Origin of the sequence: Terriglobus tenax, assembly GCF_025685395.1 — a bacterium.
Classification (GTDB): domain Bacteria; phylum Acidobacteriota; class Terriglobia; order Terriglobales; family Acidobacteriaceae; genus Terriglobus; species Terriglobus tenax.
The window spans coordinates 640,740-653,793 of record NZ_JAGSYA010000004.1; the positions used below are offsets into that span (position 1 = coordinate 640,740).

The 13,054-nt window shown below is 61.7% G+C and carries 10 protein-coding genes; 4 read left to right on the forward strand and 6 right to left on the reverse strand.

Annotated features, from left to right (window positions below; translation table 11 throughout):
* Nucleotides 1-62: 62 nt before the first annotated feature.
* The 4 genes from OHL13_RS08185 to uxaC all read right to left on the reverse strand — a co-directional run bounded on the left by OHL13_RS08185 (nt 63) and on the right by uxaC (nt 4,267).
* Complete coding sequence (locus OHL13_RS08185) at nt 63-839, reverse strand: SDR family NAD(P)-dependent oxidoreductase (RefSeq protein ID WP_263409641.1); 777 nt, start codon at nt 837-839, stop codon at nt 63-65.
* Nucleotides 840-849: 10 nt separating this feature from the next.
* Complete coding sequence (locus OHL13_RS08190) at nt 850-1,341, reverse strand: gluconokinase (RefSeq protein ID WP_263409642.1); 492 nt, start codon at nt 1,339-1,341, stop codon at nt 850-852.
* Between the two features lie 63 nt (nt 1,342-1,404).
* Entirely contained in the window at nt 1,405-2,667 is a 1,263-nt protein-coding gene (locus OHL13_RS08195) for a tagaturonate epimerase family protein (RefSeq protein ID WP_263409643.1), read from the reverse strand.
* A gap of 202 nt (nt 2,668-2,869) precedes the next feature.
* Entirely contained in the window at nt 2,870-4,267 is a 1,398-nt protein-coding gene (gene uxaC / locus OHL13_RS08200; RefSeq protein ID WP_263409644.1) for a glucuronate isomerase, read from the reverse strand.
* 98 nt (nt 4,268-4,365) lie between these two features.
* Between uxaC and OHL13_RS08205 the strand changes: the two genes are divergently transcribed.
* Nucleotides 4,366-4,953: a D-sedoheptulose-7-phosphate isomerase gene (locus OHL13_RS08205; RefSeq protein ID WP_263409645.1), complete on the forward strand. Its 588-nt coding sequence runs from the start codon at nt 4,366-4,368 to the stop codon at nt 4,951-4,953.
* Nucleotides 4,954-5,099: 146 nt separating this feature from the next.
* On the opposite strand, the gene OHL13_RS08210 is transcribed toward OHL13_RS08205, so the two are convergent.
* The gene (locus OHL13_RS08210; protein ID WP_263409646.1) at nt 5,100-6,857 is read right to left on the reverse strand and encodes a coiled-coil domain-containing protein; all 1,758 of its coding nucleotides are present in this window, start codon (nt 6,855-6,857) and stop codon (nt 5,100-5,102) included.
* A gap of 93 nt (nt 6,858-6,950) precedes the next feature.
* Here OHL13_RS08210 and OHL13_RS08215 point away from each other — a divergent pair, with 93 nt between their 5' ends.
* Together OHL13_RS08215 and nagA are read left to right on the forward strand one after the other, a co-directional pair.
* A complete protein-coding gene (locus OHL13_RS08215; RefSeq protein WP_263409647.1) occupies nt 6,951-9,110 on the forward strand; it encodes a beta-N-acetylhexosaminidase in 2,160 nt (719 codons plus the stop codon).
* A gap of 155 nt (nt 9,111-9,265) precedes the next feature.
* Nucleotides 9,266-10,411: an N-acetylglucosamine-6-phosphate deacetylase gene (gene nagA / locus OHL13_RS08220; protein WP_263409648.1), complete on the forward strand. Its 1,146-nt coding sequence runs from the start codon at nt 9,266-9,268 to the stop codon at nt 10,409-10,411.
* A 188-nt stretch (nt 10,412-10,599) separates the two neighbouring features.
* Here nagA and OHL13_RS08225 read toward each other — a convergent pair whose 3' ends face one another.
* Complete coding sequence (locus tag OHL13_RS08225) at nt 10,600-11,523, reverse strand: N-acetylglucosamine kinase (protein ID WP_263409649.1); 924 nt, start codon at nt 11,521-11,523, stop codon at nt 10,600-10,602.
* Nucleotides 11,524-11,561: 38 nt separating this feature from the next.
* On the opposite strand from OHL13_RS08225, the gene OHL13_RS08230 reads away from it, so the two are divergent.
* On the forward strand, nt 11,562-13,052 hold the full coding sequence (locus OHL13_RS08230) for a sodium:solute symporter (RefSeq protein ID WP_263409650.1): 1,491 nt from the start codon (nt 11,562-11,564) through the stop codon (nt 13,050-13,052).
* Nucleotides 13,053-13,054: the final 2 nt, after the last annotated feature.

The window sequence follows — 13,054 nt, forward strand, 5'->3', positions numbered from 1 at the left end:
ATCGTTCCCTAAACAAAAACGGAGCGCCCAAGGGCGCTCCGTTTTCTCGTCTCTAAACACTCTTACTGGTTCACACCACTCGCCAGGAAGCCGCCATCCACCACCAGGATCTCTCCGGTGATAAACGAAGCCGCATCGCTCGACAGGAAGATCGCCGCACCCACCAGCTCCTCGGTCTTGCCAAAGCGAGCCATCGGCGTACGCATCTTCAGCTCCTGCCCGCGCGGCGACTCATCCAGCAGCTTCGCGTTCAGGTCCGTGCGGAACACACCCGGAGCGATCGCGTTCACCGTCACACCCTGCGAGGACCACTCCACCGCCAGCGAACGCGTCAGCGCGCCCACGGCGGCCTTGCTCGACGCATACGCCGTCACTTCCTTCAGGCTCACGAAGGTGTTCAGCGAGGCGATATTCACAATGCGTCCGTAGCCGCGCTCCAGCATGTGCTTGCCGAAGATCTGGCAGGCGCGCAGCGTGCCGTTCACGTTGGTATTGAAGATGTCGTTCCAGGTCTCTTCCGGAACCGTCAGCGTGGGCTCACGCTTGATCTTGCCGGCGCAGTTGATCAGGATATCGACCTTGCCGAAGGTCTCCAGCGTCTTGTCCGCCAGCACCTGCAGCGTCTCACGATCATTCACGTCCGTGGCAATACGCAGCGTCTTGCGGCCCAGCGCCTCAATCTTCGCGGCTACCTCGTCCACCTGCTCCTGACGGCGAGAGCTCGCCACCACATCCGCGCCCGCCTCGGCCAGTCCCAGCGCCATCGCCAGGCCGATGCCTGAAGTTCCACCCACTACAACCGCGGTCTTACCCGTCAGATCAAACAGCTTGTGACCCATCTCTTCCTCCCTACTTCGTTGCCTTGCTTAGAATTTCGTCCACCACCTGCTCCACCGGGCGGTCGTTCTTCACGATGATCGCGTCCGTCGGACGCTCCAGCGTCGCCAGCTGGCTGTCCAGCAGGCCGGGGTTCATAAACTCGTGGCTGCGCGCCGCCAGCCGCTCCGCAATCGCTTCCTTCGGCAGATCCAGCAGCACAAACTGCACCGTGCCTTCGGGCATTCCCTGCCGCAGCGTCACACGGTACTTGTCCTTCAGTGCGGAGCAGGCCAGAACGCCATTGCTGCCCGCTTCGTGCCAGCCACGCATCACTTCATTCAACCGCTCCAGCCACGGCTGGCGGTCATCGTCGTTCAGGGCATGGCCCGCGGCCATCTTCGCCTTGTTCGCCGCCGGATGATAGTCATCCGCATCCGCAAAGACGCAGTGCAAACGCTCAGACAGCAGCGTGCCCACTGTTGACTTGCCCGAACCCGATACTCCCATCAACACCAGAATCATTCTTTGCCTCAAGCAAAGAGCGCGGCACATCCCTGCCGCGCTCTTCTTTGCACTACCACTCTATTACTGGCCCAGGAACACCGGCTTGATGTGGCGCTCCCACAGGTTCTCGGTCACGTTCTTGGCCACGATCTCCTCGTTCGCCTCAAGCGCTTCCAGGTACTTCGGTCCCATCTTCGCCGCCACCTTGAAGCCCACGTGGATCAGCTGACGAAAGTTTGCGTTGTACAGAGGATTGCTCTGCACGTGGCGCAGGGCGCCCACATACTGCTCACTGGTCCAGCCATTTACGGCAGCAACCGTCGGCAGCTCTTCCTTCTTGATGTCGATGACCGTGGCATACGGAGCCATCAGTTCATCGGCATGGCCAAAGGCCTCCGCATACACTTCCTTGGCAATCTCCAGGCCCGATCCACCGGCCTCCGCCAGGCCAATCACCTCTTCCAGCCAGGTGGTTCCGGCCGTCTTCAGGTGAACGCCAGCGCCGGTCCTGGTCACCGCCTGGTGAATGGGAGCGTAGATGGAAAACTTGTCCGATCCCGAGTGGACGCTCAGCTTCAGGTTCGGCTCCATGCCGTAGTTCTTCACGGCAAACGCAATCGCCGCCAGGTCCTCTTCGAACTCGGTGGTGAACTTGGCCACATCGCCCACGTACTCCACGCCCTTGTTGAAGCGGCCGGTAAACTTCGGCGCAATGGTCTGGATCGGCACCTTCTCATCGGCAATCGCCGCCAGGATAATCAGCAGCTCCACCGGGGTCTGCGGCAGGTCGGTCTCGTCCATCGAGATCTCCGGAACGAACTTGCCCTCGCCCTTCACTTCCAGCACGGCGCGATAGATCTTGCCCGCCTCCTGCACAGCTGCCAGGAACTTGTTGGCAACGCCCTTCACAAACGCCTCGTCCGTCTTGAACGGCTCGGCAATGCCCGGGATGCTGACCGTACCCACCAGCTCAGGGTGGCGCGCAACAAAGGCATCCACATCCGCCGGGGCAGCCGCTTCACCAATGTTGTCGGCAACGTCGATCGTGAAGAAATCGCAAGGAGCCACAAAGCGGCCCATCGTCTTCAGGTTGATGTGGTCCGCGTCCAGGAAGTACGGCTTGTCCCAGCCCAGCGCCTTCACAGCGGCATCCGCCGCGGCGCGGGTCTGCGTGGGTTCGCTGCCGATGATCGTGTGCTCGCGGTTGGACTTGTTCCACACCGGAACAACCTCCACACCGGCCTTGGCCGCGTTCACGCAGGCCTGCAGCTGAGCCTTTGCCTGGTGGGCGAACCGGTCGCCAGTACCGATCGAAAACCGCGGAATCCGCAATACGTCACTCATCGAACTAAATCCTCACAATCCCAAACTGGTCGAACCAATTTTGCTAGCAACCAGCATATCAACGAACCTGTTGCACTTGGAAGGTGTGCCGCAAAAAGACCTGCATTTCGCTTTTGCCTCTCTTTGCCTTTGCTTCCACCGTGGGACAAAAAGCAAAAGGGGCTGACGAAATCGCCAGCCCCTTCACTTCCAGTTGATCAGGCTACAGCTTGTAGGCCTTGCGCACCAGGTTCACGGTCAGGTCCTGCGCCACCTCAAAGGCCTCGTCCTCACCGATGCGGTGCTCCGCAACCAGCCGCGCCAGGAAGGCGCAGTCAATGCGGCGGGCCACATCATGGCGTGCCGGAATCGACAGGAAGGCGCGGGTGTCGTCATTGAAGCCGACCGTGTTGTAGAAGCCGGCCGTCTCCGTCACCTGCTCGCGGAAACGCATCATGCCCTCCGGCGAGTCATGGAACCACCACGACGGGCCGAGCCGCAGGCTCGGATAATGTCCGGCCAGCGGTGCCAGCTCGCGGCTGTAGGTCGTTTCGTCCAGCGTAAACAGGATCAGCGTGAAACCCGGAGCGTTGCCGTACTTATCCAGCAACGGACGCAGGTTGCGCACATACTCCGTCGGAGACGGGATGTCGGCGCCCTTGTCGCGGCCAAACTTGTTGTACACCACCTTGTTGTGGTTCCGGACAGAGCCCGGATGCAGCTGCATGGTCAGGCCGTCTTCCACGCTCATGCCGGCCAGTTCGGTCAGCATCTGCGCCTGGAAGAGCTCGATCTCCTTGTGGTCCGCCGTGCCCGCGTAGATCTTCGCATACAGCGCGCTGGCCGCGGCCTCACCCAGGTCGGCGGTCATCGCCGTCAGGTGACCATGGTCGGTCGCCGTCGCACCCAGTGAGATGAAGAACTGGCGGCGCTTGCGCAGGGCTGCCAGGTAGCCCTTGTAGTGGGTCGTGTCCTCTCCGGTCAGCTCGCCCAGCTTCTTCAGGTTGTTCTGGAAGTCGGCATACTCGGCGTCGACAACGGCATCCGGGCGAAAGGTCGGGATGACACGGCCCTTCCAGCCGGAGTCCTTGATCTGCTGGTGATACTCCAGAGAGTCCAGCGGCGAATCGGTCGTCGCCAGCGTCTCAATGTTGAAGCGCTCAAACAGCGCGCGCGGGCGGAACTCCGGCGTCTGCAGCTTGGCCGCAATGGTGTCGTAGAACAGGTCCGCGTTCTTCTCGCTGAACAGCTCGGTCAGGCCGAACTGCTTCTCGAAGGTATAGTCCAGCCACATGCGGGTCGGCGTTCCGCGGAACAGGTAGTAGTGCTTGGCAAAGATGTGCCAGGCCTCACGCGAATCGGCCTTCTGCTTGCCGTCCACCTGGGGCACACCCAGACTCTCCAGCTTCACACCCTGCGAGTACAGCATGCGGAAGACGTAATGGTCCGGCTGGATCAGCAGGGCTGTCGGATCGGGAAAGGCCGAGTCTTCGGCAAACCAGCGCGGGTCCGTGTGCCCGTGCGGCGAAATGATGGGAAGGTTCTTCACCGTCTCATACAGCGCTTCGGCAATCTTGCGTACACCCGGCTCTGCCGGGAACAAACGTGCTTCGTTCAGCATTTGTTCATCCTCACAACAAACAGCCTATCAAGACATGGCAAAACCGTCGTTACGAGGATTAACTTGCGCAGCACACCTATGCCCTTGAAACTAGGCACATGACTTCCCTCGTTCGCGAACATTTGAACGGCACCGCAGCCACCATCCAGAAGGTTCTGGCCGACGAATCCATTCTTTCTACCGTTGCCGCCGCCGCCGAGGCCACCGCCCTTTCCATGCTGAAAGGCGGCAAGCTTCTGGTCGCGGGCAACGGAGGCTCCGCCGCCGACGCGCAGCACCTTGTAGCGGAATTTGTCTGCCGCCTGGTCCACGACCGCGCCGCCATGCGCGCCATCGCGCTGACGGTCGATAGCTCCAACCTGACCGCCATCGGCAACGACCTCGGCTTCGACCGCCTGTTTTCCCGCCAGGTGGAAGCCCTGGGCTCGAAGGGCGATGTCTTCTTCGGCATCTCCACCTCCGGCAACTCACCCAACATCCTTACCGCCATTGAAGAAGCCAAGAAGCTCAGCATGATCACTATTGGCTTCACCGGCAAGGACGGCGGCCGCATGGTGGGCCTGTGCGACTACACCGTCATCATCCCGGCAACCATCACCGCCCACATCCAGGAATGCCATCTCGCGCTCGAACACGTCTACTGCGCCATGACCGAACGCTGCTATTTCGAAGGCCTGAAGCAGTAACTCTCATCCATGCGAAGCATGGATGGGATATCTCAAAACACGAACGCTTTTGTTTTTCTTGTCTTTTGTCATCCGCTTCTCAAAGCAAAAAGGGGCGCATTCGCGCCCCTTTTTGCTTTGAGACAACTAACAACTGAGAACTGCCCTTAGGGCAGGTAATACCGCACACTCGTATACACAAAGTGGTTGATCCCCTGCGGCGTTCCGCCCACACCGGTCCAGCCATTCCGCCTCAAATGGCTGTACTGCGCCGAGATCTGGAACCTGCCCGCCGGACCTTCATAGAAGCGGTACGTATACCCAAACGAATGCGCCGACAGCAGGCGGGTAGCGCCCACGCAGTTCGACGGAGTCCCCGGGCTGAAGCCGTTGTTGCTTGTCGGCGCAGCCTCCGTTTCGCAGCCGGTGTTCACCATGCTGGGCGGAGCGTAGCCCACCAGCGTGCCATCGCCGGCGCGATAGTAAAGCCGGCCCATGTACTCCCACCCGTGGTAGGTAAACAGGTCCAGGTTCTTGGTCGCCTTGAACTCCGCGCGAAGAAATCCCTGCGCTCCGGTCAAAGGAGCCAGCGTTCCATCCGGATGCACCGTGACATCCGGCAGAGTCGCCGCACCATAGCGGCCCACGCCGCGGCCAGCCAGCACCTTGGCGCCAATCTCCAACCTCTGGGTCACCGGCACACGCGCGCTTGCAAAGAACGATCCGCCCGCCTTCGTATCGCTCTGCGGAGTCGCCGAACCCGTCGGATAGTACCGCGAGCGGAAGAACCGCACCATGCCGCCCAGTTCATAATGGCCCCGCCACACGCCACCCTTCACCGGATCGTACGCCACCTTCGTCAGCACATCCGGCGCCGGGTTATTGGTGTAGTTAAACGTCGGATTCAACGCTCCCAGCGGAACCCCCGGAGACCCTAGGAAGAAGTTGTTCGGCGCATTCGTCGCACTGAACAACGCCTGCGACTGCTCCAGCGAAAACGCCGCCTGCACCGCGCTTCCCAGCTTCTTCGTCACACGCACCGAACCCTGCCGGCCCCACGTATAGCCAATGTGCTGCGATGCGTCGATCACGGTCGGCAGGCTCTCAAAGCGAGGCTCCACGCCACGACGATGCTCCGTCGCCAGCGTCCACATCTGCCCCCCCGCAAAGCTCCACCCGGAGTTGAAACTGGCCTGTCCCCACAGCTGCCGCTGCCGAAGAACATAGCTGTTGGACTGGTTGTTATTCGACGTAATGCCCGCGCCGATAAAGTCTGTCTCAAAGTATCCCGTCAGCTTGCCGAACTTCGTATTGCCCTCCGCCAGAAACTGAAAACGCGACTGGCGTCCGCTGGCAAACCACTCGCTGACATGCGCCAGCCCCGCACCCGAATACGGCAACTGGCTGAAGATCGTATTGACCTCATTCGCCATCGCCCTCGAACGATAGATCGAGTCCAGGCTGAAGAACCCGCCCGGCGTAATCTGCACGCCCTTGAAGCGGAAGCTTCCCGGCCCATCCGTCGTAACCGGCGGCTGCGTGGTGCCTGCGGCTGACTTGGTCGAGGCCGCCACCGTGGCAGCCGGAGCACCCGAGGCGGAAACACCAGGCAAAGGTACCGGAGCCGTCGCGGCCTTCACACTCGGCTTCACCGGCAACGGTCCAACCGCTTCCTGGAACTCTTCCACATCGCGGCCGACCGCCGTCGTCGGCGCAGCCACAACCGCAGGAGCGCTCTTCGCAATAAGCTGGGTCTTCAACAGGTCGATCTGCGCCTGCAGTTCCTTGCGCATGGCAGCCATCTCTTCCCGCAGCGCCTTCACCTCGTCACTCTCAGCCTTTGCCTCCTGTGCCTCAACATCCATTGCTCCGCCACCACTCAGCAGCAGGGCAACGCCCATCAGCCAGATACGCCAAATCCGCATGCGGACTTCCCTTCGGTCATAAATTTTGATCGATCACCCATCGTCGCATTCCCAACGTTTTCATTTCCACCTTGCTGTTGTACGTTGGTCTGCATGGCACATCGTCTTACAGCAGCGCTCCTGCTCGGCTGCACCGCTTCCCTGCTTGTTCCGTCGCTCACGGCTCAGTCCTCCGCGAATACCTCCCCCGCGAAGCTCGCCATCATTCCCATGCCGCGCGAAGCCGCACCGGCAGAGACCTATCCCCTTACGCAGGGCATCGAAGTCACCTGCGCCTCTCCCTGTGACGCAGACGATACCTTTGCGGTGGAAGACTTCAAGGCCTTTCTTGCCGCACGCTCCATTCCAGTACAGACCAGCGCTCCGGTCCATATCTTCGTCACACGCTACGGTACCAGTTCCAACGCAAAGTCCATCTATACCGACGCGCTGCCCAAGGGCTCTCCGCAGGAACCCACTGATGCCATCAAACCCGAAGGCTATGCCATCATCCCGGACAAGCAAGGCATCGCCCTCACCGGCTTCACCGCCAGCGGCGTCTTCTACGCCCTGCAAACCGCCAAGCAGATGATCGAAGGCAACGGGACGCAGGCAGTACTGCATACGGCCACCATCCGCGACTGGCCGGCACTCAAGTACCGCGGCCTGCATGACGACCTCTCCCGCGGCCCCTTCCCCACGCTCGACTTCATGAAGCACCAGCTCAACGTACTGGCGGCCTACAAGGTCAACATCTACTCGCCTTACTTTGAGCACACCATGCAGTACACCGGGCATCCGCTGATGCAGCCGCCCGGTGGCCACCTTACACAGGCCGAAGCACGCGAGCTGCAAGCCTATGCCGCCAGGCTGCACATCCTCGTCATCCCCGAGCAGGAGGCCTTCGGCCATCTGCACTACCTGCTCAACTACGAGCAGTACACACCACTTGCGGAAACACCGCACGGACACGTCCTCGCTCCCGGCTCCATCGGCTCCACCCAGCTCATCCGCGAGATGTTCACCGAGCTGTCCAACATCTTCCCCGGCCCCTTCCTCCACATCGGCGCGGACGAGACCGTCGACCTGGGCCGCGGAGCCACCAAGCCCGAAGTCGACGCGCGTGGCCTCGGCCCCGTCTACCTCGACTTCATGCAGAAGATCGTCACCGATCTGAAGCCGCTCAATCGCCGCCTGCTCTTCTGGGGAGACATCGCCTACAAGGAACCCGCGCTGCTGAAGGCCATGCCCGCGCAGTTCAAGAAGGACACGCTCGCCGTAGCCTGGGAGTACAACCCGCACCCCAGCTTCGACCAGTACATTACGCCCTTCACCAACGCGGGTTTTGAGACATGGGTTGCACCCGGCATCAACAACTGGTCGCGCCCCTATCCCAATTACAACTATGGCCTGTCGAACATCCAAAGCTTTACCGCCGCTGGCCAGCGCCTTGGCGCCACCGGCCAGCTCAACACCATCTGGCGCGACGACGGCGAAGCCATCCCCAACAACGACTGGTACGGCATCCTCTTCGGCGCCGAAGCCGCATGGCACCAGGGACAGGCCTCCATCCCGGCCTTCCAGTCCAGCTTTGGCCGCAGTTTCCACGGCGACTCCACCGGCTCCATTGACCAGGCGCAGAAGGAGCTGATGCTCTGCCACCAGTTGCTGAAGGACTCCGACTACAAGTCCGACGGCAGCGACCTGCTCTTCTGGATCGACCCGTGGTCCGCCGACGGACAGAAGCAGGCCGTACAGCTTCGCCCCGTGCTGCGCGACCTGCGCCTGCACGCCGAGGCCGCCATGGTGCTGATCGCCAAGGCACGCAACATGAATCCGGGGCTGCGTGAGACCGATGCCATTGACGCACTCGAACTCGGCGCTCGCCGCTTTGACCTCATCGGCCTGAAGTTCCAGATCGCCGACGAGATGGCGCTCGGCTACCAGCACGCCTACAGCCTGCAGGGATCGAAGGTGCGCGAAGACCGCATCGAAGTGGCCCACGAGCTGAACCTGATCAATGCCGTCAACGGCAAGCTCCAGGACCTGCGCAACAACTACTCCCTGCTGCGCGACCTGTACGAGGCCGCATGGCTCAAGTCCAACCGCCCCTACTTCCTGCGCAACAACCTGGAGCGCTACGACCTCACCATCCAGCTCTGGCTCTCCCGCATCGACAAGGTCCGTACAGCCCAGCGCCAATGGACCAACGACCACACCATCCCGCCGGCCAGCGACCTTGGCATTCCCGCTCCGCCACCGGCAACGAAGTAACCCTCTCCCTCGACCCCTGAAAATCCACCCAGGAAACAAGAGCGCCGGCCGCGATGGCCGGCGTTCTTGTCTGCGCTTAACACGGCACATCTATTAGGACAAGAGACACTTGCTCCACCCGCGCCGAAGACTGCGGGTTTAGCATAGTCAACGAAGTGATTACGACTCTCAGTGCCGCACGCGCCCTTACCTCGAAGGGCATCGTTGAAAACCCCCTTCTCTCCCTCGAGGACGGCTACATCGCAGCCATCACCAGCCGCGACCATGCCGAAGCTCCGGCCAATACACGGCACTTCCCCGGCGCGACCCTTACGCCGACGCTCTTCGACATTCACCTGCATGGCGCGGCGAACCACGACATCATGGAAGGCACCCCGGAGGCGCTCTCCGCTGTCTCCGGCTTTCTGGCCAGCCGCGGCGTCGGCCAGTATCTGCCCACCACTGTCACCGCACCGGTGGACGCGACGCTGCACGCCCTGGAAGGTCTGGCAGACATCATCGAAGGCGGTACTGCCTCACGCCAGGCACGACCTGTAGGCATTCACCTGGAAGGCCCCTTCGTCTCCCACGGCAAGCGCGGCGTCCACGCGGATGAGCTGATCCTCGAGCCTTCCATCGCGATCTTCGACCGCTTCTACCAAGCTTCGCGCGGGCACATCCGCCTGATGACCATCGCTCCCGAGGTTCCCGGAGCCATCGAAGTCATCCGCCACGCCACCTCAAAGGGCGTACGCATCTCCGTTGGCCACTCCACCGCCACCAGGGCAGAGACAGTAGCTGCCATCGAGGCCGGAGCCGTCTCCGCAACGCATACCTTCAACGCCATGCGCGCCCTGGACCACCGCGAGCCTGGCATCCTGGGCACCGTGCTCGACCGTGATGACCTCTTCGCCGAGATCATCTGCGACGGCATCCACGTCGCACCGGAGCTGATCCGCCTTTGGCTCAAAGCCAAGGGCCCACACCGCGGCATCCTGGTCACCGACGGCATGTCCGCCACCGGCATGCCCGACGGCACCTACATGCTGGGCGACTTCGAGGTCACCGTCGCCCACGGCCGCGCTACCGCCCGTGGCGTCCTGGCCGGCAGCGTGCTCACACTGGACAAGGCCATCGAGAACCTGAAGCACTTCACCGGAGCCTCCCTGGCAACCGCCATCGGCCTGGCCAGCACCAACCCCGCCCACATGCTTGGCCTCCAAGCTCCAACCCTCGCTGAAGGCCAGCCCGCCAGCTTCAACCTCTTCACCGAAGACGGCAAACTGCAGGCCACCTGCCTGAACGGCCAGTTCCTCAACTAACCACAACTCAGGTTGCCGGGTGCCCCATTCATCGCAAAGCGATGAATGGGAGAGCGATCCATCTCGTTACGGCACGGCTTCAGCCGTGCCGTAGCCATCTCCCCAAAAAACCGACGCCGGCCTCGATGGGCGGCGTCTCAGAATCTGCGTACTCCACTGGGCGCCTACTTCGTCGCTGGGGTAAAACGCTAGGCAGGGTTCGAGGCCAACGACCGAGCCCGCCACAACGCGCCATCCACCGGATCGACCGCGCCCACCACAAACAATCCGCCGCCCATCACCCGCGTCGTCAGCACCTCGGTAAACCGCTGCCGCACACGTTCGATCTTCTCAAGCACGCTGCCCGTATACGCCACACCGCAACGCTCCGCACGGAAACCCGCCAACCTCATCTTGCTGTAGACCGCCACCACCTGCACTGCCAGTTCTTCCCCCGCGCGGTCCAACACCTCACCCGCAATCGCATCGCCCTGCGCGGCACACGCCACCACTACCGGAGCCAGCGCGGCAAACCGCGTCCCCGGACGATGCGCGACAGCGACCAGGTCACCGAGACTTTCCACGCCCCAAACCCGCATTGCCTCGCGCAGCACCGGAAACTCCTCGCCGGAGATATCGCGCGCACGCAGCGCAGCCTTCAACGCCTCCAGACCGATCCAGTGGCCCGACCCCTCGTCACCCAGCATCGGCCCCCATCCGCCGGCTCCGAACATCTGCTCGCCAAATCGTCCGCCGACGTTCGATCCCGTTCCGGCAATGACCAGGATGCCGTCGCCGCCATGGAAGGCAGCATCCAGCGCAATCACCTGGTCGCCGATGATCTCCACCTCTCCGCCGACATGGTGTGAAAGCGTATTTGCCACAAAGTGGCAAACCGCCGGCACAGAAACTCCACTTAATCCGACGCAAACGCGCTTAATTTCGCGTAAATTGACTCCAGATTGCGCTTCCAACTGGCTTAACAGCGCACCAAAACGCGCCTCGGCGTCGCCTTCGGAGACACGCAACGTCTTCACGCTCTCGCCCTCAACCCGGGCCAGTTCGCGTGTGTCATCCGCGACAGCAATCCGGGTGCGGGAACCGCCAGCATCCATTCCGAGATAAAACGCCATAGCCAGTGATCATACGCTACCCTTACACTCAAATTCAGATGACCCGCCTCCATCCGATCGACCTAGCTATCGTCGCCGCGTACCTCATCGGCATCACCCTGTTCGGCCTGCGCTTCCGGTCGCAGGACAAGTCGCTCTCCAGTTACTTCCTGGGCGGCAAGACGATTCCCTGGTGGGCCATCGCGCTGTCGATTGTTTCGGCGGAAACCAGCACGCTGACTATTGTTTCCATTCCGGGTGTGGCGTTTACATCGAACTTCGGCTTCCTGCAGCTGGTCATCGGCTACATGATCGGGCGGCTGATCATCTGCATTCTCTTCCTGCCGCGCTACTTCCATGGCGAGTTGTTCACTGCCTACCAGCTCATCCGCAACCGCTTCGGGTCGACGCTGCAAACCGTCACCGCAGGCTTGTTCCTCATCACACGCGCCGCAGCAGAAGGCGTTCGCGTCTTTGCGATCTCGATTGTTGTGGGCCTTGCCATCGGCACCAACGACATTCTGTCGATCGCGATCATCTCCGCGCTGACGCTGCTCTATACCTTTGAAGGCGGCATGACCGCCGTCATATGGACCGACGTGGTGCAGATGACGCTCTACATTGCAGGAACGCTGGTGGCGTTGATCACACTGGGCACGCACGTTCCCGGCGGATGGTCGCATATTCACGAGGTCGCGAGCGCTGCGGGCAAGTTCCACATGCTCGACTTCAGCTTCTCACTGGTGAAGACATATACCTTCTGGGCGGGCATTCTGGGCGGCACCTTCCTCACCATGGCATCGCATGGCACTGACCAGCTGATGGTGCAGCGCCTGCTCGCTGCAAAAGACCTGAAGGAGTCGCGACTGGCCCTGCTGGCCTCCGGCGGCGTGGTCTTCGTGCAGTTCCTGCTCTTCCTCATCATCGGTGCGGGCCTGTGGGTCTTCTACGGCATGCCCATTGGAGGCGCGACACCGGGCTTCACCTCGGCTGACCGCATCTTCCCCAGCTTCATCGTGCGCGAGATGCCCACCGGCATCGCCGGTCTGCTGATTGCAGCGATTCTTGCAGCGGCGATGTCAAACCTGTCGGCCGCGCTGAACTCGCTCTCATCGACCACCGTCGTCGACTTCTACATGCGGCTTCGTCCCAACGCGACCGACAAGGAGCGCACCAGCCTTTCGCGTGTGTCGACCGGCGTGTGGGCGGTGGTGCTCTTCGCTATCGCGGTGTATTCCGTATTTGTGGGCGGCAAGGGGCATGTGGTGGAGATGGGCCTGTCGATCGCATCGGTCGCCTATGGCGCGCTGCTGGGCGTCTTCCTTCTGGGCACACTGACGAAGTTCGCCACGCAGGCCGGAGCGATTGCAGGCATGATATGCGGCTTCGCGGTGAACCTGACGCTGTGGCTGATCAGCATCAAGCTGCTGCCTTCCATCTCCTGGCTGCCGCCGATTGCGTATACGTGGTACGTGTTGATTGGGTCGGCTGTGACGGTGGGCGTTGGCTCGATGGTGAGCATGATCTCTTCTCGTACGAGTTTGGAGTAAGT